Genomic DNA, 24,760 nt, shown 5'->3' with positions numbered 1-24,760 from the left:
GGATGAGGAAGAAGTTCGCACAGATATTGAAAAAGTGTTTTAGAGTCAATGAACTAGGTTTGCAAAAACTTGCAAAGATAGATTGCGAGCGAGGTCACAGAATGTCAGGCAAGCTAAAAATGGATGAAATCGCTGCCTTAACCGGGTTCTCCGTGAGTACCGTGTCGAGGGTACTGAGCGGGAAGTCTTGTACCAGCGATAAAGCTCGGGAAGCCATCGTGAAATGCGCGCGCCAGCTAGGGGTGCTTGATACGCTGGCCTGCGGGCGGCTGCTGATCAACGGGATTGCGGTCTTCGCTCCACAGCGCACATTCATTGCGCAGGGCGATGTGTTTTACCTCGAAGTGACGCGCGGCATTGCTGAAGCTATTGCGCCGCATGATGTCTATCTGAGCTACTGCGGGTTAGATGAGCAGCGAGCCGACATCAAGCTCTTTCTGCAAAAGGCCAACAGCAAGAATATCAACGCCATTATTCTCATCGGCATTGATGACCCCACCGTGCATAAGCTGGCGCAGTCGCTGGGAAAACCCTGCGTGCTGATCAACTCACAGGATAAAGAAGGGGTATTGGACGCGGTCTCGCCCGATCACCGATCGATTGGCAACCAGGCGGTGCAGTATCTTTTTGAGCAGGGGCATCGGCGCATTCTCCACGTCACCAGCCTACGACGTGAAACCCTGTACTGGCGTCTGGAAGGCATAAAGGAGATTTATCGGCAGTATCAGGTGCCGTTTGATGCCCGGCGCGATCTGTTGGTGACGGAAGGATTTTCTGAACCAGAGGCGATACAGGCGATTAGCGACCGGCTACGTGAACTGCCGCAGAGCGAATGGCCGGAAGTGATTTTCTGTGCCGGGGCGTCAATGTCCAGCGGCGTTCGTCGCGTGCTGGAAGCGTTGGGGGTACGCATTCCCGATGATATCTCGCTGATGACCACGGACGTCAAAGAACTGGATGGCCATGTGGTTTCTGCGGTCACCAGCATTACCATTCCCTGTCGGGCATTAGGCGTAGAAGCGGTGCATTTGCTGCAAAACCGCCTCAATCGCCCGGCTGCGCCGGTGTTTAATCTGCTGCTCAAGGGCAAAGTGACGGAAAGGGGAACCGTCGCCAATGCCACACGCCATGCCGCGCTGGCGCGGGAACAATAGTTGACCCGACTGGCCCGATAAGCGTAGCGCCATCGGGCAGCAGCAGATTAGTTCTGCGGCGGCAGGCACACGCCAATGCCGCCAATACCACAATATCCATAAGGGTTTTTATGCAGATATTGTTGGTGATCGTCCTCGGCATAATAGAACGGCGTGGCGGTATTAATCTCTGTCGTGATGTGGCGGTCATCGCCCGCAGCGGTCATCGCCGCCTGAAAACGCGCGAGGCTGGCATCTGCTGCACTCTTTTGCTCCGGCGTGAGCGGATAAATGGCCGAACGATACTGCGTGCCCTGGTCATTGCCCTGACGCATGCCCTGCGCCGGGTCGTGATTCTCCCAGAACACCTGCAGCAGTTGCTCGTAGCTGATAACATGCGGGTCATAAACGATACGCACCGCTTCGGCATGGCCCGTTTCGCCAGAACAGACTTCCCGATAGGTTGGGTTAGGCGTGTAGCCGCCGGTATACCCGGCAGCCGTGCTGTAAACGCCGGGTAAAGACCAGAACAAACGCTCCACGCCCCAGAAACAGCCCATCGCGAACAGGGCGATTTCCATCCCTTCGGGTACGTGGGTCATCGAATGTTGGTTCACCGCATGCAGCGTTGCCACGGGCATCGGGGTGTTGCGTCCAGGTAGAGCATCTGCTTGAGAAACAAGATGCTTTTTATCAAATAAACTCATGGCCGTTCTCCCGAAATCAGTCATTTGGGTTAAGGTTGTAACAAGACGCGTCTTTGCCCACAATAACTGGCGTGAATACGTCTAGAGTTAAACATAAGAAATATTTGGGTTGCCGTCTGTTTTTCAACTCTTATTGTTGATTTTTTGTTAAGCCGAGGAACGGCAGAGTATTTTTTTCCAGGGGTGGGAAAAAAGGATATTCAGGAGAAAATGTGCCACATATCCGTCAGTTGTGTTGGGTGGGGTTGCTGTGCTTAAGCGGCCCGGCCGTCGCCGCAAATGTTCGCTTACAGGTCGAAGGATTATCGGGACCGCTGGAGAAAAACGTCCGTGCGCAGTTGTCCACGATTCAAAGTGATGAAGTCACACCGGACCGACGTTTTCGTGCGCGCGTTGATGACGCTATTCGCGAAGGGTTAAAAGCGCTGGGCTATTTTGAGCCGACCATTGATTTTGAACTGCGTCCGCCGCCGGCGAAGGGACGTCAGGTATTAATCGCTAAAGTGACGCCCGGAGAGCCGGTACTTATTGGTGGCACCGACGTTGTTTTACGCGGCGGGGCGCGCACCGATAGCGATTACCTGGATCTGCTGAAAACGCGTCCGGCAATCGGCACGGTGCTCAATCAAGGAGACTATGACAGCTTCAAAAAGTCATTAACCAGCGTGGCGCTGCGCAAAGGCTACTTTGACAGTGAATTTAATAAAAGCCAGCTGGGGATTGCGCTCGATCGTCGACAGGCGTTCTGGGATATCGATTACAACAGCGGTGAGCGCTATCGCTTTGGTCATGTCACCTTTGAAGGTTCGCAAATTCGCGATGAGTACCTGCAAAACCTGGTGCCGTTCAAAGAGGGCAAAGAGTACGAATCCAAAGACCTGGCGGAGCTGAACCGCCGTCTCTCAGCAACCGGCTGGTTTAATTCTGTCGTGGTGGCACCAGAGTTCGACAAAGCCCGCGAAACCAAAGTGTTACCGCTGAAAGGTGTGGTCTCACCACGCACGGAAAACACCATTGAAACCGGGGTGGGCTATTCAACCGACGTCGGACCACGGTTAAAAACCACGTGGAAAAAGCCGTGGATGAACTCCTACGGCCATAGCCTGACCACCAGTGCCAGTATCTCTGCGCCGGAGCAGGTCCTGGATTTCAGCTATAAAATGCCGCTGTTAAAGAACCCGCTGGAGCAGTATTACCTGGTGCAGGGGGGCTTTAAACGTACCGATTTGAACGACACCGAGCAGGACTCAACCACGCTTGCCGTCTCCCGCTACTGGGACCTCTCCAGCGGCTGGCAGCGTGCGATCAACCTGCGCTGGAGCCTCGACCACTTTACACAGGGTAACGTCACCAACACCACGATGCTGCTGTATCCGGGCGTGATGATCAGCCGGACGCGCTCGCGCGGCGGCCTGATGCCCGTCTGGGGCGATTCCCAGCGCTATTCCATTGATTACTCCAATACCGCCTGGGGCTCTGACGTCGACTTCTCCGTCTTTCAGGCGCAAAACGTCTGGATCCGTACGCTGTACGACAGCCATCGCTTTGTGATGCGTGGCAACCTCGGCTGGATTGAAACCGGCGATTTTGACAAAGTCCCGCCGGACCTGCGTTTCTTCGCCGGGGGCGATCGTAGTATTCGCGGCTATAAATACAAATCTATTTCGCCTGAAGGGAGTGACGGCAAGCTGAAAGGGGCCTCCAAGCTGGCGACCGGATCGCTGGAATACCAGTACAACGTAACCGGTAAATGGTGGGGGGCGATGTTTGTGGATAGCGGTGAAGCGGTGAGCGATATCCGCCGCAGCGATTTCAAAACCGGTGCCGGGGTTGGCGTTCGTTGGCAGTCACCGGTCGGGCCGATCAAGCTCGATTTAGCTGCGCCGATCGGCGACAAAGATGAACATGGTTTACAGTTTTACATCGGTCTGGGGCCTGAATTATGAGTTTATGGAAGAAGATAAGCCTCGGCGTATTGATTGTTATCCTGCTGTTGTTGGGCTCCGTGGCGTTCCTCGTCGGCACGACCTCGGGCCTGCATTTGGTCTTCAAGGCCGCTAATCGTTGGGTTCCAGGGCTGGAGATTGGCCAGGTCACCGGCGGCTGGCGGGATCTGTCGCTTAAAAATATTCGCTACGACCAACCTGGTGTGGCGGTGAATGCCGGTGAAGTGCATCTGGCCGTTGGTCTTAACTGCCTGTGGGACAGCAGCCTGTGCGTCAACGATCTGTCGCTGAAAGACATCAACGTGGCGATCGACAGCAAAAAGATGCCGCCTTCTGCGCCGGTTGAGGAAGAAGACAGCGGCCCGCTAAACCTCTCCACGCCTTACCCGATCACGCTTTCCCGCGTGGCGCTTAACAACATCAATATCAAAATCGATGACACCACGGTGTCGGTGCTGGATTTTACCTCCGGACTGAACTGGCAGGAAAAAACGCTGACCCTGAAACCTACGTCATTGCAGGGGCTGTTAATCGCCCTGCCAAAAGTGGCGGACGTGGCGCAGGAAGAGGTGGTGGAACCGAAGATCCAAAACCCGCAGCCGGATGAAAAACCGCTGGGCGAAACGCTGAAAGATCTGTTCTCAAAACCTGTTTTGCCGGAAATGACCGACGTTCATCTGCCGCTGAATCTTAATATCGAAGAATTTCGCGGTGAGCAGTTGCGCGTCACCGGTGATACGGATTTAACGGTGCACAGCATGCTGCTGAAGGTGAGCAGCATTGACGGCAACATGAAGCTCGACGCGCTGGATATCGACTCCAGCCAGGGGGCAGTGAAGGCCAGCGGTACGGCGCAACTGACCGACAAATGGCCGGTTGATATTACCCTCAACAGCACGCTGAACATCGAACCGTTAAAAGGCGAGAAGGTGAAGCTGAAGGTTGGCGGCGCGCTGCGTGACCAGCTGGAAGTGGGTGTCAATCTGTCTGGTCCGGTGGACATGGATCTGCGTGCACAGACACGTCTGGCGGAAGCGGGATTACCGCTCAATCTGGAGGTGGTGAGTAAGCAGGTTTACTGGCCATTTACCGGCGACAAGCAGTTCCAGGCCGATGACATCAAGCTCAAGCTGACCGGCAAGATGACCGACTATACGCTCTCGATGCACGCCGCCGTGAAAGGCCAGGATATTCCTCCGGCGATCATCACGCTGGATGCCAAAGGCAATGAGCAGCAGATCAATCTCGACAAACTTAGCGTTGCCGCGCTGGAAGGTAAAACCGAGCTGAAAGCGCTGGTGGACTGGCAGCAAGCCATTAGCTGGCGCGGGGAGCTGACGCTGGACGGCATCAATACGGCGAAAGAGGTGCCGGAATGGCCCTCGAAACTGAATGGTGTGATCAAAACCCGCGGTAGCCTGTACGGCGGAAGCTGGCAGATGGAGGTGCCAGAGCTGAAGCTGAGCGGTAACGTGAAGCAGAACAAGGTCAATGTGAACGGCTCGCTGAAGGGTAACAGCTACCTGCAGTGGACCATCCCCGGCCTGCATCTGGAACTGGGGCGCAACAGCGCTGAGGTGAAAGGTGAGCTGGGCGTCAAAGATCTCAATCTCGACGCGACGATTGATGCCCCAAGTCTGGATAACGCGCTGCCGGGGCTGGGCGGCACGGCGAAGGGGCAGGTCAAGGTGCGTGGTACGGTAGAGGCGCCGGAACTGCTGGCGGATATCACTGCCCGTGGCCTGCGCTGGCAGGAACTGTCCGTGGCTCAGGTGCGTGTTGAAGGCGATGTGAAATCAGAGGAGCAGATTGCCGGTAACCTCAACGTGCGCGTTGAGCGGATTGTGCAACCTGATGTGAACATCAATCTGGTTACGCTGAACGCCAAAGGAAGCGAAAAGCAGCATGAGCTGCAGCTACGTATTCAGGGCGAGCCGGTTTCGGGACAGCTTGATCTGGCCGGGAGTTTTGATCGCAAAGAGCAGCGCTGGAAAGGGGAATTAAGCAATACCCGCTTCCAGACCCCGCTTGGTCCGTGGTCGCTGAACCGCGCCATTGCGCTGGATTACCGCAATCAGGAACAGAAAATCAGCATCGGGCCGCACTGCTGGAACAACCCAAATGCGGAACTGTGCGTACCGCAGACGATAGATGCCGGAGCGGAAGGTCGCGCAGTGGTGAACCTTAACCGTTTCGATCTGGCGATGCTGAAACCGTTTATGCCGGATGCCACCCAGGCCAGCGGCGTGTTCACAGGCAAGGCCGATGTGAGCTGGGACACCACCAAAGAAGGACTGCCGCAGGGGCAGGTGACGCTGAATGGACGTAATGTGAAGGTGACACAAAGTGTCAACGATGCCCCGCTGCCGGTGGCGTTTGACACGCTGAATCTCACCGCCGACCTGCACAACAACCGTGCCGAACTGGGCTGGCTGATCCGCCTGACCAATAACGGCCAGTTTGACGGTCAGGTGCAGATAAGTGACCCGCAAGGACGACGCAATCTGGGCGGGAACGTCAATATCCGCAATTTCAATCTGGCGATGGTGAACCCTATCTTCTCGCGCGGCGAAAAAGCCGCCGGAATGCTAAACGCCAACCTGCGCCTCGGAGGTGACCTGCAAAGTCCACAATTGCTCGGCCAGTTGCAGCTGAGCGGCCTGGACGTTGACGGCAACTTTATGCCGTTCGACATGCAACCCAGCCAGTTGGCCGTTAACTTCACCGGGACCCGTTCGACAATTGCGGGCGTGGTGCGCACGCAGCAGGGAGAGATAAACCTGAGCGGTGACGCCGACTGGAGTCAGCTAGACAACTGGCGAGCGCGCATTGCGGCCAAAGGCAGCCGGGTGCGTATCACCGTGCCGCCAATGGTGCGCCTGGATGTCTCGCCGGATGTGGAATTTGAAGCCACACCGAACCTGTTTACTCTGAACGGCAATGTTGATGTGCCGTGGGCGCGTATTGTGGTGCACGACCTGCCGGAAAGCGCAGTCGGTGTTTCCAGTGATATGGTGATGCTCAATGACAATCTACAGCCGGAGAAACCGCAGAGCGCCGGGATCCCGATCAACAGCAACCTGAACATCCACGTCGGCAACAACGTGCGCATCGATGCCTTTGGTCTGAAAGCACGTTTGACGGGCGATCTCAAAGTGGCACAGGATAAGCAGGGGCTGGGCCTCAACGGGCAGATTAATATCCCAAGCGGCCGCTTCCATGCGTATGGTCAGGATTTGATTGTACGTAAAGGTGAGCTGTTGTTCTCCGGTCCACCGGATCAGCCGCTGCTCAATATCGAGGCTATTCGTAACCCGGATGCCACCGAAGACGACGTGATCGCCGGTGTTCGCGTAACGGGTACGGCAGATGAACCGAAAGCGGAAATCTTCTCCGACCCGGCGATGTCGCAGCAAATGGCGCTCTCTTACCTGCTGCGCGGGCAAGGATTGGACAGCGAACAGAGCGATAGTGCGGCAATGACGTCTATGCTTATTGGCTTAGGGGTTGCACAAAGTGGTCAGATTGTGGGTAAAATCGGGGAGACGTTTGGCGTAAGCAATCTGGCGCTGGACACGCAAGGGGTGGGCGATTCATCTCAGGTGGTTGTCAGCGGATATGTACTGCCAGGTCTGCAGGTGAAATATGGTGTGGGTATATTTGACTCTTTAGCGACACTCACGCTACGTTATCGTCTGATGCCTAAGCTATATCTGGAAGCTGTGTCTGGCGTTGATCAGGCACTTGATTTGCTCTATCAGTTCGAGTTTTAGCAATGCGAATATTTGTTTATGGTAGTTTACGTACCAAGCAAGGTAACAGCCACTGGATGACCAACGCCCAGTTGCTGGGTAATTTCAGCATCGATAACTACCAGTTGTACAGTCTGGGCCACTATCCAGGCGCGGTTCCGGGAAACGGAACGGTACACGGGGAAGTTTATCGTATTGATAACGCCACGCTGGCAGAGCTTGATGCGCTGCGCTCGCGCGGCGGAGAGTACGCACGCCAGTTAATTCAGACGCCTTACGGAAGTGCATGGATGTATGTATATCAACGTCCGGTAGATGGGTTAACGCTGATAGAAAGCGGTAACTGGTTAGACCGCGACAAGTACTAACATATACCTGATGGATTTCGAGTTGCATCAAGGCGGCGACGCAGAGAATCCCCAGTCACGTACATCAGTACGTGACTGGGGTAAGCGAGGAAAGCCAACGCAGAGGCAGTTTGAAAGACGACAGGTATAACACGCCACCCTCGGGTGGCGTTGTTTTTTAGGATTTAGAACTCCACGCGCGCGCCAAGGTTATAGCGGCGTCCTTCCACCTGAGCGGACTCACTCCATGCGGTCGTGAGTTTCGGATCCTCATCCAGCACGTTGTAGACCCCCGCCATCAGCTGTGTGTGCTTATTCAACTGGTAGCGTACGCCCACATCCACCATCGTGTAATCATCGTACTTGTTGTTATTACCGCTGTTGCGGTTGCTGCTGCGGTAGTTCACCGTACTCCACACGTCGAGGCTTTGCGTCGCCGCCCAGTTCAGCGACAAGTTCGCCATATGGCGTGGGTAATCGTTCAGCGCGTAGCCTTTGTTGACGCCGCTTTTCTGCTCGCTGTGGTTGTAGGTGTAGTTGGCATTGGCTTTGACGTCGGTGCTAATTTGCCAGTCGGCGTTGAGCTCGACGCCGTACACATCGGCTTCGCTGACGTTAAAGTATTTACTCACCGAGTCGGCGTTGTAGCCATTGACTGAGCACTGGTTGGTCGCCGTGGTTTCACAAATGGTTTGTTCCGCAATCTTGTCTTTGAATTGCGTATAGAACACGGTGCCATCGAGCGACAACACATCGCCCGTCCAGTACAGACCCAGCTCAGAGTTAACGCTTTTCTCCGGTTTTAAGTCGTCATTGCCGACCGTCAGGAAGGGATAGGGCACGGTTGAACCGTAAGGGGTGACGAAGTTACTGGAGGTGGCTCGCAGTTCCGGCTTTTTATACCCGGCGGAGACGCCGCCTTTCAGCGCCCAGGCATCGTTGAATGCCCAGTTGCCGTACATTTTCGGCGTAATGTGCGTACCAAAGTTATCGTCCTGATCCATACGCGCGGAGGTCGTCAGGATGAAATCGTTGATGCTCCAGCCGTCTTCCACGAACAACGCCCAACCGTTGCGGCTGATTTTGGTAACAGGCTCCGAGCCTGGCAGCGTTTTGTTGGCGACATCAAACCGGTCGTTTAACTCTTCGCGGGTGAAGTTCGCCCCAACGGTCAGCTTATGGGTGTCGAGCGTGAAGGTGGTTTGTGAATTGGCGACGTAGTTTTCCATCTGCACATACTGCGGTGACTGCCCGTCATAAACGTATTTGGAGCGGCCTTTTTCGTAGTTAAGGTAGTTAGTTGTCGCGATCGTATCGTCGGCATACCAGCCGGTATGGGTCAGGGTGGCGGCGTTACGATCATATAACCATGACCACGGCGCACCGCGTTTCTGGGTGCGGTTTTTCTCCTGCTCGCCGGTGACAACGTTGAGATCGAAGAGGTTATTTTCGCTGGCGGCCAGACCCAGCGTCATATCCACGGATTTGCGGTTATGTTTGCCGAAGTAATTATTCCGATCGTCGTCGCGACGGTCGAGCCAGTCGGCAGCCACGCTTAAGCCGAGAACATCGGGAATAATTGGCCCCATGGTGAACAGATTCATCTGACTGGTATTGCCGAGATACTGGTGTTCCTGAAGCCAGGTATTCGCGGCAATTGCCGTCGTCCAGTCTTTCGCCCCATACGGCTTTTTGGTGATGACGTTAACCACGCCGCCGATGGCATCGGAACCGTACAATGATGACATCGGCCCACGAATAACCTCGATGCGCTCAATGGCTTCCATTGGCGGTAAGAAGTTGGCTTCGGTGCCGATGTCGTGCCCATAGGGGCGTGACTGGCCGGTATTTTGTTTGACGCTGTTCACCATGAAGGCGGTATAGGACGGGTCCATGCCGCGGATCATAATGCTGCCAGCATTCATGCCGCTGCTGTTCGACACCGAGACGCCGGGAATATTTTTAATGGCTTCCCCCACGTTGCGGTCCGGCTGAATATCCAGCGTTTTACGGTCGATAACTGAAATAGTCGCCGGGGCTTCACGCTTTTGCTGCGAGAAACCGGACGCCGTAATCACCATTTCATCTTCGCTATTGCGTGAGGTTTCCGTTAATTCTTCGGCCTGCGCGGGAAAAATAACCCCGCCTGAGAATGCAACGATCCCTGTCAGCGTAATAAGTTGACGCGTTTTCATAATATAAGACACCTGAAAAGTAAAAAAATAAAAGCGCCACCTTGCCGCGCAACATGGCGACAAGGTGCAAAATAGTTTTTGATTATTAGTATTGAGATAAATCGATTTTCAGCACGTAGTCGGGCTTGACGCCAATCATTTTTTCCGGCTGTTTTACGCTGACATACAAGGTGTTAGCGTCCGGTGAAAGCGCCAGGCTGTTAGGTAACGCATTGGTTTCAATGCTGTGTTTTACCTGATAGGTGTTGCTATCGACAATGCTGACCTGCTTGGCATTGCGGTGTGTAATATAAACTTCCTGACGCGTCTCGTTATAGAGAACGGCCAGTGAATTAATGACTTTGATTGGGGCAATGACTTTTCCGGTATGAATATCGACAACCAGAACATCGGCTAAATCAGGATCGGTCAGGAATGCGCGATTATTTTTGCTATCAAGGGCGATATTCAGGAAGAAATGCTTTTTAGCGGGTTCAACGGAAAAACGGTTAATTATTTTGTGGCGGGTGGTATCCAGCGTAATCAGCTCGTTTCTGCCGTTCACCACGTACAGACGATCGTTTGTAGCATCAATCGCCATGCCGGTCGGGTATTCGCCCATATTTTCAAGGGTGGCTATTTTTTCACGCTTTTGCGTATCCACCACCCAGATAACGCCTTTTTCAGCCACGCCGGAAACGTACAGGCGGTGATGTTGCTTATCCAGCACCATTTCACGCGTATGGATGATTTCCTTCGGGTTGCTGGTATCGCTCAGTTGCAGTATCGCCCGTTCTTTACCGCTGCGGGTATCGATAATCGTCACCGAACCTTCCAGCGTATTACCGACATACAGCACCTGATTTTCTTCATCCAGCGCGGTAGCAAACGCCCGGCGGCTGGTTTCGATGACTTCGGTGGTGGTGAGTTTCTCCAGATCGAGTTTGTAGATAACCCCGCGGGTTTTGTCTTTATCAAACGACGGTGAAGAGGCGGCAAAAAGCGCCTTCTGCTGGCCATCAACCGCCAACTCATACACCCCGTTACCGACGTCGCGGGTCAGGAAATCTTTCTCAGACAGCGTCTCTGCCACGCTGGGCAGGCTGGTAAATAACAATGTTGTGGCGAGGGCCACGGCGGAATAGTGTTTCAGGGACTTCACAGTGTGGAGGTTCATTGACGTTTATTCACATTTATTTACGTGTTGCGAATGATAATGAGATCTAGTCTCATTCGCAAATAAGATGAGCAAAATGTGACTACCCAATCTGGTAGGTCAAAAAGAAAACAGCGGAGAAAGGAAAAACGAAGAGAGGGAAAATGAGAAGTAAAAAACCCTTACTAACCAGACGCTGGCGTTCAGGGTTTTGAGCTCAGGCGAACTTATTTCTTCGCACGCTCGAAGGATGCAACGATTTCAGCTTTAGCGGCTTCAGCGTTGTCCCAACCGTCAACTTTCACCCATTTGCCTGCTTCGAGATCTTTGTAATGCTCGAAGAAGTGAGTGATCTGCGCTTTCAGCAGGTCCGGCAGGTCGTTCACATCTTTGATGTGATCGTATTCTTTGCTCAGCTTGGTGTGCGGTACCGCAACCAGTTTCGCATCTTCACCGGATTCGTCGGTCATTTTCAGTACGCCAACCGGACGGCAGCGGATCACTGAACCTGGCTCCAGCGGGTACGGTGTCGGGACCAGAACGTCGACCGGGTCGCCATCCAGAGACAGGGTGTGGTTGATATAACCGTAGTTGCACGGATAGAACATCGCAGTGGACATGAAGCGGTCAACGAACAGGGCGCCGCTCTCTTTGTCAACTTCGTATTTGATCGGATCTGCGTTCGCAGGGATCTCGATAACAACGTAGATATCTTCCGGCAGATCTTTACCGGCAGGGACGTTGAGTAAGCTCATGTCTGTTTCCTTTAAATATGCTATGGCAAACAAGTGGCGGGTATTATAGCCAACTCGCGCTGAATGTCTCCGCTTGTTTTCGATTTGCCACCTCGGATTTTCGCTTTTTCTCCCTGTCTTGATGACAGAAAAATCCATAACTTCAGCTGCATTTTTCATAGGGTAATGAAAGCGATTACAAACTTGTGATTAACGTTTTATTTACTTTTTTGAAGTGTGATGTAACGCAATCCGTTACATGCTCGATTGTCTATAGTTTTTTCGCGACGGTTTATTAATCAACAATAATCACCCTACGAGGACGCACTTATGTGGAAGCGCTTACTTTTAGTCACAGCAGTTTCGGCAGCCATGTCATCTATGGCGATGGCCGCCCCTTTAACCGTAGGATTTTCGCAGGTCGGGTCTGAATCCGGCTGGCGTGCAGCAGAAACCAACGTAGCGAAAAGCGAGGCCGAGAAGCGCGGCATTACGCTGAAAATTGCCGACGGCCAGCAAAAACAGGAAAACCAGATTAAAGCGGTACGTTCATTCGTGGCGCAGGGCGTGGATGCTATTTTCATTGCGCCAGTGGTAGCAACAGGCTGGGAGCCGGTATTAAAAGAAGCAAAAGATGCCGAGATCCCGGTCTTTTTGCTCGATCGTTCCATCGATGTTAAAGACAAATCTCTCTATATGACCACCGTGACGGCCGACAACGTGCTGGAAGGCAAATTGATTGGCGACTGGCTGATTAAAGAAGTGAACGGCAAGCCGTGTAACGTTGTGGAGCTACAAGGAACCGTCGGTGCCAGCGTGGCGATTGACCGTAAAAAAGGCTTTGCTGAAGCCATTGCAAAGGCACCAAACATCAAAATTATCCGCTCTCAGTCCGGCGACTTTACCCGCAGTAAAGGCAAAGAAGTCATGGAGAGCTTTATCAAAGCGGAAAACAACGGCAAGAACATCTGTATGGTTTACGCCCACAACGATGACATGGTGATCGGGGCGATTCAGGCAATCAAAGAAGCGGGTCTGAAACCGGGCAAAGATATTCTGACCGGCTCTATCGACGGCGTGCCGGATATCTATAAAGCGATGATTGACGGGGAAGCCAACGCCAGCGTCGAGTTGACGCCGAACATGGCCGGTCCAGCCTTTGACGCGCTGGAGAAATTCAAAAAAGACGGCACCATGCCTGAGAAGCTGACCATTACCAAATCTATCCTCTATCTGCCGGATACCGCGAAAGAAGAGTTAGAGAAGAAGAAAAACATGGGCTACTAAGCCTTCATGAAAATGCCGGGGGCGCTGCGCTTGCCCGGCCTACATTAAGCGCTTTTGTAGGCCGGATAAGCGTAGCGCCATCCGGCGTAATGCAGGGGGAGCCATGACCACCGACCAACATCAGGAAATCCTTCGCACCGAAGGGTTAAGTAAATTTTTTCCTGGCGTCAAAGCGCTGGATAACGTGGATTTCAGCCTGCGGCGTGGCGAGATTATGGCGTTGCTCGGTGAAAACGGAGCCGGTAAATCGACGCTGATCAAAGCGCTGACCGGCGTTTACCACGCCGATCGCGGCACCATCTGGCTTGAAGGCCAGGCTATCTCACCCAAGAATACCGCCCATGCCCAGCAGCTGGGGATAGGCACCGTGTATCAGGAAGTGAACCTGCTGCCCAATATGTCGGTGGCAGATAACCTGTTTATTGGCCGCGAGCCGCGACGCTTTGGCCTGCTGCAGCGCAAGCAAATGGAAAAGCGTGCTACGGAGCTGATGGCGTCCTACGGTTTTTCCCTTGATGTGCGCGAGCCGTTAAACCGTTTTTCGGTGGCGATGCAGCAGATTGTCGCCATTTGCCGGGCTATCGATCTGTCGGCGAAAGTATTGATCCTCGACGAACCCACCGCCAGCCTGGATACCCAGGAAGTCGAGATGCTGTTCGGTCTGATGCGGCATCTGCGCGATCGCGGCGTCAGCCTGATCTTCGTTACCCATTTTCTCGATCAGGTCTATCAAGTCAGCGATCGGATCACCGTTCTGCGTAACGGCGGCTTTGTCGGCTGTCGCGAAACCCGCGAACTGCCGCAGATCGAACTGGTGAAGATGATGCTCGGTCGGGAACTGGATACCCACGCGTTGCAGCGTGCGGGCCGCACGTTGCTGAGTGACAAACCGGTGGCTGCCTTCAGTGGTTTTGGCAAAAAAGGCACGATCGCACCGTTCGATCTGCAGGTCCGTCCCGGCGAGATCGTCGGCCTGGCGGGGTTGCTGGGATCGGGACGTACAGAAACCGCAGAAGTGATCTTTGGCATTAAACCTGCCGACAGCGGCAGTGCGCTGATCAAAGGCAAACCGCAGACCCTGCGATCGCCGCATCAGGCCTCGTGTCTGGGGATCGGCTTCTGCCCGGAAGACAGGAAAACGGACGGCATTATTGCTGCCGCCTCGGTGCGAGAAAATATCATCCTGGCCCTGCAGGCACAGCGCGGCTGGCTGCGGCCGATTCCGCGCAAAGAGCAAAATGACATTGCCGAGCGTTTTATCCGCCAGTTGGGTATCCGCACCCCCAATGCCGAACAGCCGATCGAGTTTCTCTCCGGCGGTAATCAGCAAAAAGTACTGCTGTCGCGCTGGCTGCTGACCAAACCGCAGTTTTTGATCCTTGATGAACCCACGCGTGGGATCGACGTTGGGGCACACGCCGAGATCATTCGCCTGATCGAGACACTGTGCGCCGACGGTCTGGCGCTGCTGGTGATCTCTTCTGAACTGGAAGAACTGGTGGGTTACGCCGATCGGGTCATTATCATGCGCGATCGCAAACAGGTGGCCGAGATCCCGCTGGCTGAACTGTCCGTACCGGCAATCATGAACGCCATTGCGGCCTAAGGAGACTGTTGTGATGCCTCAATCTCTCCCTCAATCCAACACCACGAAACGACGATTTCGCTGGCCGAAGGGCATGCCGCAACTGGTGGCGCTGCTGCTGGTGCTGCTGGTTGACAGCCTGGTCGCCCCGCACTTTTATCAGGTGATTTTGCAGGATGGCCGTCTGTTCGGCAGCCCGATTGATATTCTCAACCGCGCCGCACCCGTGGCGCTGCTGGCGATTGGCATGACGCTGGTGATTGCCACCGGTGGTATCGATCTTTCCGTTGGCGCGGTGATGGCCATTGCGGGGGCAACCACCGCCGCGATGACGGTTGCCGGGCACAGCCTCCCGGTGGTCCTGCTTGCGGCGTTAGGCTCCGGTATCCTGGCGGGATTGTGGAACGGGATTCTGGTGGCCATCCTTAAGATCCAACCGTTTGTTGCCACGCTGATTCTGATGGTGGCCGGGCGCGGGGTAGCGCAGTTGATCACCTCCGGGCAGATCGTCACGTTTAACTCGCCCGATCTGTCATGGTTCGGTAGCGGATCGCTGTTGCTGTTCCCGACGCCGGTGATCATCGCGCTGCTAACGCTGGTCGCTTTTTGGCTGCTGACGCGTAAAACGGCGCTGGGTATGTTTATTGAGGCGGTCGGCATCAACATTCGGGCGGCGAAAAATGCCGGGGTGAATACCCGCGTTATTGTGATGCTCACCTATGTGCTGAGCGGTCTGTGCGCGGCCATTGCCGGGATTATCGTCACGGCGGATATTCGCGGAGCCGATGCCAACAACGCCGGGTTATGGCTGGAATTAGATGCCATTCTGGCGGTAGTGATCGGCGGCGGTTCGCTGATGGGCGGGCGATTTAACCTGCTGCTGTCGGTGGTGGGGGCGTTGATTATTCAGGGCATGAACACCGGGATTTTACTGTCCGGCTTCCAGCCGGAGCTCAACCAGGTGGTTAAAGCCATCGTGGTGCTGTGCGTGCTGGTCGTCCAGTCGCAACGCTTTATCAGCCTGATAAAAGGAGTGCGTGGTCATGATAAAACGTAACTTACCGCTGATGATCACCCTTGGCGTCTTTGTGCTGGGCTACCTCTACTGCCTGACGCAGTTCCCGGCCTTTGCCTCGACGCGCGTGATCTGCAATATCCTGACCGACAACGCCTTTTTAGGCATTATCGCCGTGGGTATGACCTTCGTGATCCTCTCCGGCGGCATCGATCTTTCCGTCGGTTCGGTGATTGCCTTTACCGGCGTATTTCTGGCAAAAGCCATTGGTTACTGGGGGATTTCCCCGCTGCTGGCGTTCCCGTTGGTTCTGGCGATGGGCTGCGCGTTTGGCGCCTTTATGGGGTTACTGATTGATGCCCTGAAGATCCCGGCGTTTATTATTACGCTGGCGGGAATGTTCTTTCTGCGTGGCGTCAGCTATCTGGTCTCCGAAGAGTCTATCCCGATCAACCACCCGATTTATGACACGCTCTCCAGCCTTGCCTGGAAGATCCCCGGCGGTGGTCGTCTGAGCGCCATGGGACTGTTTATGCTGGGCGTCGTGGTGATCGGTATCTTCCTTGCGCACCGTACACGCTTTGGCAATCAGGTGTACGCCATTGGCGGTAGCGCGACGTCAGCTAACCTGATGGGGATCTCGACCCGCAGCACGACAATCCGCATCTATATGCTTTCTACTGGGCTGGCGACGCTGGCCGGGATTGTCTTCTCCATTTATACCCAAGCCGGTTATGCGCTGGCAGGCGTCGGCGTTGAACTGGATGCCATTGCCTCGGTGGTGATCGGCGGTACGTTGCTGAGCGGTGGCGTGGGCACGGTGCTGGGCACCCTGTTTGGCGTGGCAATCCAGGGATTGATTCAGACCTACATTAACTTTGACGGCACATTAAGCTCATGGTGGACGAAGATCGCCATCGGTATTCTGCTGTTTGTTTTTATCGCCTTACAGCGCGGTCTGACGGTGCTATGGGAAAACCGCCAAAGTTCACCGGTCACACGGGTGAATACCACGAGCGCGTCAAAATGATGTCGTGGGCTGTTTTTCGCGTATAGCGGGTAATGCGTATACACTAGGAGGCTACACTTACTTAATGGAATCAAAAGCATGAAAGGAATCGAAGGCGAAGGGCTACCGACAGCATGCGCCAGCTGTGGGGAGAACGTACTGCCTCCGGATACCCACTGCACGCGTTGTGAGAATAAAAAATATACGGGAATTGGCGGCTGGCTTTATTTACCGGCGGTGACGCTGGTGATGTCCGTCATTTCTGGGGTCATTGGCTTTTTCGGTGTGGCGATGTTTGTTTTGCACACTGAAACGGACGTGAGTGCGCTGGTTATTTTTGAACTCGTCTGTATGGCCGTTCTCTTAATGCTGCTGGTTTACACGACGTTTTTGTTTTTCAAAAAGAAACGTCAGCTACCCAAGTTTTATACTGCCTTCATTTTAGGCACCACGCTTTACTACGCGATGGACAGCTGGTTGGGTGCCATGTTCTATGGCGTGGGGCTGAGCACTGACGATATAAAAGCGTTTGTCTCCTGCGCGGCCCAGATCCTTATCTGGATACCGTATTTCCGCGTATCAAAACGGGTCAAACTGACCTTCGTCAACTAAGCACGTAAAGGACGCCGGATTGCTCCGGCGTCTGAGTCTTACGCGTCCGGGAACTCACGGATTAAACGTTCAACGTCTTCAACCATATGGTCGTTACCGACGAAGAATGAACGACGCTGGTGCAGGCTCTCCGGGATGATATCCAGAATACGGTTTTTACCGTCACTTGCTTTGCCGCCCGCTTGCTCGGCCAGAAGGGCCATTGGGTTGCATTCGTACAGCAGGCGCAGTTTTCCATCCGGATGGCTGGCGGTGCTCGGGTACAGATAGATCCCGCCTTTCAGCAGATTGCGGTGGAAATCCGCCACCAAAGAGCCAATGTAGCGCGAGGTATACGGGCGCTGGGTGGCTTTATCTTCTTCCTGGCAGAACTTAATGTACTTCTTCACGCCATTCGGGAATTTGATGTAGTTGCCTTCGTTAATGGAGTAGGTGCTGCCTTTGGCCGGGAAACGCATGCGCTCCTGGCTGAGGCAAAATACGCCCAGAGAAGGATCGTAGGTGAACGCATGTACGCCACAACCGGTGGTATACACCAGCATGGTGGATGAACCGTAAACGACGTAGCCCGCCGCCACCTGCTTGTTGCCCGGTTGCAGGAAATCCTCTTCCGTTACCGGCGTACCGACAGGGGTGACACGACGATAAATCGAGAAGATCGTGCCGACAGAGACGTTAACATCGATGTTCGATGAACCATCCAGTGGATCCATGAGTACAACGTATTTTGCGTGTTCACAGCCTTCGAAGACGACGATTTCATCTTCTTCTTCAGAGGCAATGCCCGCCACAATATCGCGTGCCTTCAGTGCAGCTTTCAGTTTTTCGTTCGCGAACAGATCGAGCTTCTGCTGAACCTCTCCCTGCACGTTCTCAGCACCGCTGGCACCCAGGATATCGACCAGACCGGCCTTGTTGATATCGCGGTGGATGATCTTGGCGCCCAGCTTTATTGCCGATAACAAAGCAGTCAGCTCACCGGTAGCATGAGAGAACTCGTGCTGCTTTTCGACAATAAATTCACCTAACGTTTTCATAACACTTTCCCTGCAAATTGTATGGAGTAAAGCGACCGCCATAATCTTAACAAATATTTCAGCCCTCGCGCTTAGGTGAATCGCGCCAGCAAACTGCGGATTATCCTGAAATGCGTTTCTCAGTTGCCTGACATGTGCGTAAAATGACCCCCAGATTAAAAAAGGATAGTGACGTATGCGCATTCATATTTTGGGAATTTGTGGCACCTTCATGGGCGGTCTGGCGATGCTGGCTCGCTCGCTCGGTCATGAAGTAACGGGTTCGGACGCCAATGTGTATCCGCCGATGAGCACCTTACTTGAGAAGCAGGGCATCTCACTGATTCAGGGTTACGATGCCAGCCAGCTCGACCCGCAACCGGACCTGGTGATCATCGGCAATGCCATGACACGCGGTAATCCGTGCGTGGAAGCGGTGCTGGAGAAGAACATTCCGTACATGTCTGGCCCGCAGTGGCTGCATGACTTTGTGCTGCGCGATCGCTGGGTGCTGGCAGTGGCGGGAACTCACGGCAAAACCACCACGGCTGGAATGGCGACCTGGATCCTCGAAGTCTGCGGCTATAAGCCAGGCTTTGTCATCGGCGGTGTGCCGGGGAACTTCGAGGTTTCTGCGCGTTTGGGTGAAAGCGACTTTTTCGTTATTGAAGCGGACGAGTACGACTGCGCATTCTTCGATAAGCGTTCCAAATTCGTACATTACTGCCCGCGTACGCTGATCCTCAACAACCTTGAGTTCGATCACGCGGATATCTTTGACGATCTGAAAGCCATTCAGAAACAGTTCCACCATCTGGTACGTATCGTGCCGGGTCAGGGACGCATCATCTACCCGGAAAACGACATCAATCTGAAACAGACGATGGCGATGGGCTGCTGGAGCGAACAGGAACTGGTTGGTGAGCAAGGTCACTGGCAGGCGAAGAAACTGACGACCGATGCCTCCGAATGGGAAGTGTTGTTAGACGGTGAAAAAGTGGGCGAAGTGAAGTGGGGCCTGGTCGGCGAACACAACATGCACAACGGCCTGATGGCCATTGCTGCCGCTCGCCACGTTGGTGTTCAGCCTGCGGATGCCGCCAATGCGCTGGGTTCGTTCATTAACGCACGTCGACGTCTTGAACTGCGCGGCGAAGCCCATGGCGTGACGGTGTATGACGATTTCGCCCATCACCCGACGGCGATTCTGGCAACGCTCGCCGCGCTGCGCGGAAAAGTCGGTGGCACGGCGCGCATTATTGCCGTGCTGGAACCACGTTCTAACACCATGAAAATGGGACTGTGCAAAGACGATCTGGCGCCGTCGTTAGGTCGTGCAGATGAAGTGTTCCTGCTGCAACCGCCGCACATTCCGTGGCTGGTATCGGAAGTCGCGGAAGCCTGCGTGCAGCCTGCTCACTGGAGCGGTGATGTTGACGCGCTGGCGGACATGGTGGTGAAAACCGCGCAGCCTGGCGATCACATTCTGGTGATGAGCAACGGCGGGTTTGGCGGTATTCATCAAAAACTGCTGGACGGCCTGGCGAAGAAAGCACAGGCACAAGCCGAAGAGTAAAAAAATGCCCGGTGGCGCAATGCTTACCGGGCCTACGATCGACTGTAGGCCGGATAAGGCGTTTACGCCGCCATCCGGCACTTTCAGCATACGAAGAAATTAGACTTCGTTTTCTGCCAACTCACGCAAATACTGAAAAATCTGACGTGCTGATTTCGGCGGCTTATTGCCTTCCTGCTCTTTCTTCGCATTGCGAACCAGAGAACGAAGCTGTTGGCGATCGGCGTGCGGCCACAGTCTGAGGACTTCCGCTACCGCATCATCACCTTCAACGATCAAACGATCGCGCAGCTGCTCCAGCTTATGAAACATTACAACCTGTTGGTTGTGACGGTTCTTCAGCTTATCCAGCGCCTGACGGATAGGATCGACATCGCGCTGACGCAGCATCTTGCCAATCAGCTGCAGCTGGCGGCGACGGCCTTCCATCTTAATACGCTGAGCCAGCTCAATGGCGGCACGTAAATCCGCATCGAGCGGGATTTTATCCAGCGCGTTTTTCCCCAGTTTTACCAGTTCCACGCCCAGGTGCTTTAACTCCTCGGCGTCACGTTTTATTTCACTTTTACTGACCCAGATAATTTCATCGTCTTCGTCTTCGATGTCATCACCGGGAACGTCGTCGAGCCAGTCTTCGGGCTGCTTAGTCATGTCAGGCTCCTTAAAAAAAGAGGCTAATGTTACCAGTTAAGATGCGCACTGAAAAACGGTTCTCTGTTAGACTTCAGAGAAACTCTCTCTACATTATGGCATTTGCGATGAAAGTAATCTCACAAGTTGAAGCGCAGCGTAAGATTCTGGAAGAAGCAGTCTCGACAGCACTGGAATTAGCATCAGCTCAGTCGGACGGTGCAGAAGTCGCCGTAAGCAAGACGACGGGTATTAGCGTCAGCACCCGTTATGGTGAAGTGGAGAACGTAGAATTCAACAGCGACGGGGCGCTGGGCATTACGGTGTATCACCAGAACCGTAAAGGTAGTGCGTCGTCCACCGATTTAAGTCCACAGGCGATTGCGCGTACCGTGCAGGCTGCGCTGGATATTGCTCGTTACACCTCGCCGGACCCGTGCGCAGGCGTGGCGGATAAAGAACTGCTGGCCTTTGATGCGCCAGATTTAGACTTGTTCCACCCGGCGGAAGTCTCGCCTGACGAAGCCATCGAACTGGCGGCACGTGCTGAACAAGCGGCGTTGCAGGCCGATAAGCGCATTACTAACACCGAAGGTGGCAGCTTTAACAGCCACTACGGTATCAAAGTGTTTGGTAACAGCCACGGTATGCTGCAGGGCTACTGCTCCACGCGTCATTCTCTCTCCAGCTGCGTGATCGCCGAAGAAAATGGCGATATGGAACGCGACTACGCCTACACCATTGGCCGCGCAATCGGCGATCTGCAAACGCCGGAATGGGTGGGGGCCGACTGTGCGCGCCGCACCTTATCCCGTCTGTCACCGCGTAAACTGTCCACAATGAAAGCACCGGTTATTTTCGCCAATGAAGTGGCGACCGGCCTGTTCGGACACCTGGTCGGGGCCATTGCCGGTGGCTCGGTGTATCGTAAATCTACCTTCCTGCTGGACTCGCTGGGCCAACAAATTCTGCCGGAATGGTTGACCATTGAAGAACACCCGCATCTGCTGAAAGGGCTGGCCTCTTCGCCGTTCGACAGCGAAGGCGTGCGTACGGAACGTCGCGATATTATCAAAGACGGCGTCCTGACTCAGTGGCTGCTGACCAACTATTCTGCCCGCAAGCTGGGACTGAAAAGCACCGGTCATGCCGGTGGTATTCATAACTGGCGTATTCCCGGACAAGGTCTAAGCTTCGAGCAGTTGCTCAAAGAGATGGGCACGGGTCTGGTAGTAACCGAGCTGATGGGGCAGGGCGTGAGTGGTATCACCGGCGATTATTCGCGCGGCGCGGCGGGTTTCTGGGTCGAAAACGGTGAAATTCAGTACCCGGTGAGTGAAATCACCATCGCCGGTAACTTGAAAGACATGTGGCGCAATATTGTCACCGTCGGTAACGATATTGAAACGCGCAGTAATATACAGTGTGGTTCTGTGCTACTGCCGGAGATGAAAATCGCCGGGCAGTAATACCCGTCATACTTCGAGCTGCGGCGTGAATTATTACGGGTATCTGGCGTTATTCTTAATAATAAAAAAGGAAGTGAGCAATGCGTAAACACCTGTTAGCGATCGTCGCGGCTTCAACGCTGGTTTTAGGTTCATCTGCGTTTGCAGCCGATCTCGAAGACGATATGGGGATCCTCAACGACAACCTGAAAATCGTGGAAAAAACGGATAACGCAACTGAACTGAAAGACGCGTTAACCAAAATGCGTGCAGCCGCGCAGGATGCACAAAAAGGAACGCCACCGAAGCTGGAAACTAAATCCCCGGACAGCCCGGAGATGAAAGATTTCCGTCACGGCTTTGACACGCTGATCGGCCAGATCGACGGCGCGTTAAAACTGGCGAACGAAGGTAAAGTCAAAGAGGCGAAAGCGGCAGCGGAGGAGCTAAAAACCACCCGTAACGCTTACCATAAGAAGTACCGTTAATTTATGTATCCGGCCTGCGCGACGTCGTAGGCCGGATAAGACGCGACAGCGTATCCATCCGGCACCGCCCCCATAAGTAAACGCTATACCCATCACATTTTTTAACTTTTAACGCCAACCCGTTTTTCCTGCCGCTTGCGGTTTCCCTGCTATCTCGTGCGATCCCCATCACGTTATCCAGGCGATAAATAGCCAATCCCGCCCTTTTTGCGGCACAGATCACTATCGTTGCTCACCTTTCCACTTCGAAGTGGAAAACAACTCGCTACAAACTTTTAACCTCCACCGTTAGTTTACGCTTAGAGCCATTAGTGGGGTATGACGAGTGAATAACGGAGCGGTAATGAATGACAGGGGGGAATCGGTGACACCGTCTGGTGAACTGGCCGAACGCATGCTGGCGCAGGTGTATGCCCTGTTGCGCGCACGCCACATCATTCCCAATGCCGTACAGGAACAAATGCTGACATCGCATGTTCGCGCCATGGCGCACCGCTCGGTGACGGGTGAACCGCTACCTGAAGTCGATGCCAGCTTATTTGATGAAATATCTGCCGAATCAATGGCACTTGCCCGCGACATCGTGGCGGAGTTTGGCAACCTTCCTGAAGAAGAGGCCTGGCTGCTGTCGGTACATTTCGAAGTCGCAAAAGAGAACCTTTAAGGAGCACAAGATGGAACAGATTACTGTGGTGATTGGCGATCGTCTGGGTAAAGGCCAGAAAGTGGCGGCAGGCGTTGAGAAAGCAGGCGGACGTGCGGTCGTGGTACCGGGCGTGGCGGCAGATATGAAGCTGGGTGACATGATGAAAGCGGAAAACGCCACCTTTGGCATTTCGTTTTGCGGCAGCGGCGGCGCGGGGGCTATCACCGCGCAGACCAAATATGGTTACAAAGCCAAATACGGTATGCGCTCGGTTGAAGAGGGCGTCACCGCCATCAACGAAGGTTGTAACGTGCTGGGATTCGGCTTTATGGACAAAGAAGAGCTCGGCGAGCGCCTGGTGCAGGCGTGGCAAAAGAAATACGGCGCTTAAGTATGAAAGAGCAATTCACCACAACGGTGAGAGTCACGGGTAAGGGTGACGCCAAAGCGCGCGCCTTTGCCGATGCCCTGAACCACGTTCAGGCCGCGGTGATGAAAGGGTCACCGCATATCTTACTGCGTATTGAGCCACAGGATGTGCAGGTTGTTCAAGCGCGTGAAACGGTGCGTAAAGAGGCGTTTTTATTCCTCTTTTTGCGCCGCGAAAGACGCACTTTCAGCGTGGAGCTGGATGTGACCGTCAACGTGACTGCCATCAATCTTGAGAAGGTGGATTTCGTCACGCAACGCTGATTCACTATTAAAAGGCATAATTATGTTCCTGATAATATTAATAAAATCGCTCATCATCGGCGCGCTGGTTGGCGTAGGTGTCGGCGCTGGGGCTGCACGCATGTTTCATGCGCCTACCTCTCAGGGGATGGGCGCGTTTCGTACTCTGGGGGAGCTGAATTCCTGTGAAGGGGATCCTGCTTCTCACTTCTCATTCGGCCTGGGCTTCTTCTTTAACGCCTGGGCTTCATCCGTTGCGGCGGGGGCGTTCACGCAGGACGTTGACCACCGCATCATCCCTAACTGGGGTGCGGCGGCATTGATGCTCAAAAACCGTAATGTCGGTGAGACGCTGCATGACCCCAGACGCATGGCGATTGCCTGTGGCGTGATTGGCATGATTGTCGTGACCTTCCTGAACCTGACCGCGTCATCCGTACCGGCGGCGCTGCAGGTTACTGCCGTGAAGGTGCTGGTACCGGCGGCAAACCTGCTGGTCAACACCGTGATGCCGGTGATCTTCTGGCTGGCGGCAATCGATGCCGGGAAGAAATCGGGTTTCTGGGCGACCGTCTTTGGCGGCGCGGCGCAGCTGATAATGGGCAACGCCGTACCGGGTCTGGTGCTCGGTATTTTGATTGGTAAAGGCGTCGAAGAGAGCGGCTGGAACCACGTCACTAAAGTGATGATGGTGGCGATCGTGGCGCTGTTCGTGCTGAGTGGTTTCTTCCGCGGCTTCGATATGAAGATGATCGAATCCTTCCATCTGACCGTGCCTAACTGGCTGGAACTGATCCACAACTCACTCAGCGGCAAATAACGGAGGC

At 54.2% G+C, this 24,760-nt stretch carries 22 protein-coding genes; 16 read left to right on the top strand and 6 right to left on the bottom strand.

The features are described from left to right. Nucleotides 1-101 precede the first annotated feature (101 nt). Nucleotides 102-1,154 (top strand): LacI family DNA-binding transcriptional regulator, encoded by a 1,053-nt coding sequence (locus tag FCH32_RS09290; protein WP_117342413.1) that lies wholly within the window; start codon nucleotides 102-104, stop codon nucleotides 1,152-1,154. Nucleotides 1,155-1,201: 47 nt separating this feature from the next. Here the strand turns inward: FCH32_RS09290 and msrA are convergent, their stop codons facing one another. Further along, complete coding sequence (gene msrA / locus FCH32_RS09285) at nucleotides 1,202-1,840, bottom strand: peptide-methionine (S)-S-oxide reductase MsrA (RefSeq protein WP_115259592.1); 639 nt, start codon at nucleotides 1,838-1,840, stop codon at nucleotides 1,202-1,204. 212 nt (nucleotides 1,841-2,052) lie between these two features. Between msrA and tamA the strand changes: the two genes are divergently transcribed. Genes tamA through FCH32_RS09270 form a run of 3 tightly spaced genes read left to right on the top strand, consistent with a single transcriptional unit; the run spans nucleotide 2,053 to nucleotide 7,906 of the window. Beyond that, the gene (gene tamA / locus FCH32_RS09280) at nucleotides 2,053-3,786 is read left to right on the top strand and encodes an autotransporter assembly complex protein TamA (protein WP_115259591.1); all 1,734 of its coding nucleotides are present in this window, start codon (nucleotides 2,053-2,055) and stop codon (nucleotides 3,784-3,786) included. Further along, a complete protein-coding gene (gene tamB, locus FCH32_RS09275; protein WP_174360797.1) occupies nucleotides 3,783-7,559 on the top strand; it encodes an autotransporter assembly complex protein TamB in 3,777 nt (1,258 codons plus the stop codon). The genes tamA and tamB overlap by 4 nt, the downstream gene beginning before the upstream one ends. 2 nt (nucleotides 7,560-7,561) lie before the next feature. Next, on the top strand, nucleotides 7,562-7,906 hold the full coding sequence (locus FCH32_RS09270; RefSeq protein ID WP_096758538.1) for a gamma-glutamylcyclotransferase family protein: 345 nt from the start codon (nucleotides 7,562-7,564) through the stop codon (nucleotides 7,904-7,906). Between the two features lie 164 nt (nucleotides 7,907-8,070). Here the strand turns inward: FCH32_RS09270 and FCH32_RS09265 are convergent, their stop codons facing one another. The 3 genes from FCH32_RS09265 to ppa all read right to left on the bottom strand — a co-directional run bounded on the left by FCH32_RS09265 (nucleotide 8,071) and on the right by ppa (nucleotide 11,970). After that, nucleotides 8,071-10,080, bottom strand: coding sequence for a TonB-dependent receptor domain-containing protein (locus FCH32_RS09265; RefSeq protein WP_174360796.1), 2,010 nt, complete (start codon nucleotides 10,078-10,080; stop codon nucleotides 8,071-8,073). A gap of 85 nt (nucleotides 10,081-10,165) precedes the next feature. Continuing rightward, entirely contained in the window at nucleotides 10,166-11,236 is a 1,071-nt protein-coding gene (yncE, locus tag FCH32_RS09260) for a 7-bladed beta-propeller protein YncE (RefSeq protein WP_115259587.1), read from the bottom strand. Nucleotides 11,237-11,442: 206 nt separating this feature from the next. After that, nucleotides 11,443-11,970, bottom strand: a complete 528-nt coding sequence (gene ppa / locus FCH32_RS09255) for an inorganic diphosphatase (RefSeq protein ID WP_005134479.1) — start codon at nucleotides 11,968-11,970, stop codon at nucleotides 11,443-11,445. A gap of 309 nt (nucleotides 11,971-12,279) precedes the next feature. On the opposite strand from ppa, the gene ytfQ reads away from it, so the two are divergent. The 5 genes from ytfQ (at nucleotide 12,280) to FCH32_RS09230 (ending at nucleotide 17,457) form a co-directional block, all read left to right on the top strand. Continuing rightward, the gene (gene ytfQ, locus FCH32_RS09250; protein WP_096758535.1) at nucleotides 12,280-13,236 is read left to right on the top strand and encodes a galactofuranose ABC transporter substrate-binding protein YtfQ; all 957 of its coding nucleotides are present in this window, start codon (nucleotides 12,280-12,282) and stop codon (nucleotides 13,234-13,236) included. A gap of 103 nt (nucleotides 13,237-13,339) precedes the next feature. Beyond that, nucleotides 13,340-14,842 carry a galactofuranose ABC transporter, ATP-binding protein YtfR gene (gene ytfR / locus FCH32_RS09245; protein WP_117342409.1) on the top strand — a complete coding sequence of 501 codons (1,503 nt, stop codon included), beginning with the start codon at nucleotides 13,340-13,342 and terminating at the stop codon, nucleotides 14,840-14,842. Between the two features lie 13 nt (nucleotides 14,843-14,855). Next, nucleotides 14,856-15,878 (top strand): galactofuranose ABC transporter, ATP-binding protein YtfT, encoded by a 1,023-nt coding sequence (gene ytfT / locus FCH32_RS09240; protein WP_146717642.1) that lies wholly within the window; start codon nucleotides 14,856-14,858, stop codon nucleotides 15,876-15,878. Beyond that, nucleotides 15,865-16,866, top strand: coding sequence for a galactofuranose ABC transporter, permease protein YjfF (gene yjfF, locus FCH32_RS09235; protein ID WP_174360795.1), 1,002 nt, complete (start codon nucleotides 15,865-15,867; stop codon nucleotides 16,864-16,866). The genes ytfT and yjfF overlap by 14 nt, the downstream gene beginning before the upstream one ends. 78 nt (nucleotides 16,867-16,944) lie before the next feature. Further along, nucleotides 16,945-17,457, top strand: a complete 513-nt coding sequence (locus tag FCH32_RS09230; RefSeq protein WP_115259584.1) for a DUF2569 domain-containing protein — start codon at nucleotides 16,945-16,947, stop codon at nucleotides 17,455-17,457. A 38-nt stretch (nucleotides 17,458-17,495) separates the two neighbouring features. On the opposite strand, the gene fbp is transcribed toward FCH32_RS09230, so the two are convergent. After that, nucleotides 17,496-18,494 (bottom strand): class 1 fructose-bisphosphatase, encoded by a 999-nt coding sequence (gene fbp / locus FCH32_RS09225; protein ID WP_096758530.1) that lies wholly within the window; start codon nucleotides 18,492-18,494, stop codon nucleotides 17,496-17,498. A 175-nt stretch (nucleotides 18,495-18,669) separates the two neighbouring features. On the opposite strand from fbp, the gene mpl reads away from it, so the two are divergent. After that, nucleotides 18,670-20,049 carry a UDP-N-acetylmuramate:L-alanyl-gamma-D-glutamyl-meso-diaminopimelate ligase gene (gene mpl / locus FCH32_RS09220; protein ID WP_115259583.1) on the top strand — a complete coding sequence of 460 codons (1,380 nt, stop codon included), beginning with the start codon at nucleotides 18,670-18,672 and terminating at the stop codon, nucleotides 20,047-20,049. A 99-nt stretch (nucleotides 20,050-20,148) separates the two neighbouring features. Here mpl and yjgA read toward each other — a convergent pair whose 3' ends face one another. Beyond that, a complete protein-coding gene (gene yjgA / locus FCH32_RS09215; RefSeq protein ID WP_115259582.1) occupies nucleotides 20,149-20,700 on the bottom strand; it encodes a ribosome biogenesis factor YjgA in 552 nt (183 codons plus the stop codon). A 95-nt stretch (nucleotides 20,701-20,795) separates the two neighbouring features. On the opposite strand from yjgA, the gene pmbA reads away from it, so the two are divergent. The 6 genes from pmbA to FCH32_RS09185 all read left to right on the top strand — a co-directional run bounded on the left by pmbA (nucleotide 20,796) and on the right by FCH32_RS09185 (nucleotide 24,753). Beyond that, the gene (pmbA, locus tag FCH32_RS09210; RefSeq protein WP_096758525.1) at nucleotides 20,796-22,148 is read left to right on the top strand and encodes a metalloprotease PmbA; all 1,353 of its coding nucleotides are present in this window, start codon (nucleotides 20,796-20,798) and stop codon (nucleotides 22,146-22,148) included. An 80-nt stretch (nucleotides 22,149-22,228) separates the two neighbouring features. Further along, a complete protein-coding gene (cybC, locus tag FCH32_RS09205; protein ID WP_096758524.1) occupies nucleotides 22,229-22,615 on the top strand; it encodes a cytochrome b562 in 387 nt (128 codons plus the stop codon). Between the two features lie 343 nt (nucleotides 22,616-22,958). After that, a complete protein-coding gene (locus FCH32_RS09200) occupies nucleotides 22,959-23,279 on the top strand; it encodes a glycine dehydrogenase (RefSeq protein ID WP_096758523.1) in 321 nt (106 codons plus the stop codon). 10 nt (nucleotides 23,280-23,289) lie between these two features. Further along, nucleotides 23,290-23,652 (top strand): SFCGS family glycine-rich protein, encoded by a 363-nt coding sequence (locus FCH32_RS09195; protein ID WP_096758522.1) that lies wholly within the window; start codon nucleotides 23,290-23,292, stop codon nucleotides 23,650-23,652. A 2-nt stretch (nucleotides 23,653-23,654) separates the two neighbouring features. Then, the gene (locus FCH32_RS09190; protein ID WP_096758521.1) at nucleotides 23,655-23,954 is read left to right on the top strand and encodes a DUF4312 family protein; all 300 of its coding nucleotides are present in this window, start codon (nucleotides 23,655-23,657) and stop codon (nucleotides 23,952-23,954) included. Between the two features lie 22 nt (nucleotides 23,955-23,976). Continuing rightward, complete coding sequence (locus tag FCH32_RS09185) at nucleotides 23,977-24,753, top strand: DUF4311 domain-containing protein (RefSeq protein WP_096758520.1); 777 nt, start codon at nucleotides 23,977-23,979, stop codon at nucleotides 24,751-24,753. The last annotated feature ends 7 nt before the right edge of the window (nucleotides 24,754-24,760 follow it).

Origin of the sequence: Citrobacter gillenii, from assembly GCF_013337685.1 — a bacterium.
In the GTDB taxonomy this organism is placed as follows: Bacteria; Pseudomonadota; Gammaproteobacteria; order Enterobacterales; family Enterobacteriaceae; genus Citrobacter; species Citrobacter gillenii.
Note: the sequence above shows the minus strand (reverse complement) of the source record. Positions and strands in the feature narration are given on the sequence as shown.

Excerpts from the sequence above, each read along its gene's own strand:
- ytfR (WP_117342409.1), top strand. The coding sequence starts at position 13,340 with ATGACCACCGACCAACATCAGGAAATCCTTCGCACCGAAGGGTTAAGT.
- FCH32_RS09190 (WP_096758521.1), top strand. The coding sequence starts at position 23,655 with ATGAAAGAGCAATTCACCACAACGGTGAGAGTCACGGGTAAGGGTGAC.
- msrA (WP_115259592.1), bottom strand. The coding sequence starts at position 1,840 with ATGAGTTTATTTGATAAAAAGCATCTTGTTTCTCAAGCAGATGCTCTA.
- ytfQ (WP_096758535.1), top strand. The coding sequence starts at position 12,280 with ATGTGGAAGCGCTTACTTTTAGTCACAGCAGTTTCGGCAGCCATGTCA.
- pmbA (WP_096758525.1), top strand. The coding sequence starts at position 20,796 with ATGGCATTTGCGATGAAAGTAATCTCACAAGTTGAAGCGCAGCGTAAG.
- yjgA (WP_115259582.1), bottom strand. The coding sequence starts at position 20,700 with ATGACTAAGCAGCCCGAAGACTGGCTCGACGACGTTCCCGGTGATGAC.
- FCH32_RS09290 (WP_117342413.1), top strand. The coding sequence starts at position 102 with ATGTCAGGCAAGCTAAAAATGGATGAAATCGCTGCCTTAACCGGGTTC.
- FCH32_RS09265 (WP_174360796.1), bottom strand. The coding sequence starts at position 10,080 with ATGAAAACGCGTCAACTTATTACGCTGACAGGGATCGTTGCATTCTCA.
- ytfT (WP_146717642.1), top strand. The coding sequence starts at position 14,856 with ATGCCTCAATCTCTCCCTCAATCCAACACCACGAAACGACGATTTCGC.
- mpl (WP_115259583.1), top strand. The coding sequence starts at position 18,670 with ATGCGCATTCATATTTTGGGAATTTGTGGCACCTTCATGGGCGGTCTG.
- yjfF (WP_174360795.1), top strand. The coding sequence starts at position 15,865 with ATGATAAAACGTAACTTACCGCTGATGATCACCCTTGGCGTCTTTGTG.
- ppa (WP_005134479.1), bottom strand. The coding sequence starts at position 11,970 with ATGAGCTTACTCAACGTCCCTGCCGGTAAAGATCTGCCGGAAGATATC.
- FCH32_RS09230 (WP_115259584.1), top strand. The coding sequence starts at position 16,945 with ATGAAAGGAATCGAAGGCGAAGGGCTACCGACAGCATGCGCCAGCTGT.
- cybC (WP_096758524.1), top strand. The coding sequence starts at position 22,229 with ATGCGTAAACACCTGTTAGCGATCGTCGCGGCTTCAACGCTGGTTTTA.
- tamB (WP_174360797.1), top strand. The coding sequence starts at position 3,783 with ATGAGTTTATGGAAGAAGATAAGCCTCGGCGTATTGATTGTTATCCTG.
- yncE (WP_115259587.1), bottom strand. The coding sequence starts at position 11,236 with ATGAACCTCCACACTGTGAAGTCCCTGAAACACTATTCCGCCGTGGCC.
- FCH32_RS09270 (WP_096758538.1), top strand. The coding sequence starts at position 7,562 with ATGCGAATATTTGTTTATGGTAGTTTACGTACCAAGCAAGGTAACAGC.
- FCH32_RS09195 (WP_096758522.1), top strand. The coding sequence starts at position 23,290 with ATGGAACAGATTACTGTGGTGATTGGCGATCGTCTGGGTAAAGGCCAG.
- FCH32_RS09200 (WP_096758523.1), top strand. The coding sequence starts at position 22,959 with ATGAATGACAGGGGGGAATCGGTGACACCGTCTGGTGAACTGGCCGAA.
- fbp (WP_096758530.1), bottom strand. The coding sequence starts at position 18,494 with ATGAAAACGTTAGGTGAATTTATTGTCGAAAAGCAGCACGAGTTCTCT.
- FCH32_RS09185 (WP_096758520.1), top strand. The coding sequence starts at position 23,977 with ATGTTCCTGATAATATTAATAAAATCGCTCATCATCGGCGCGCTGGTT.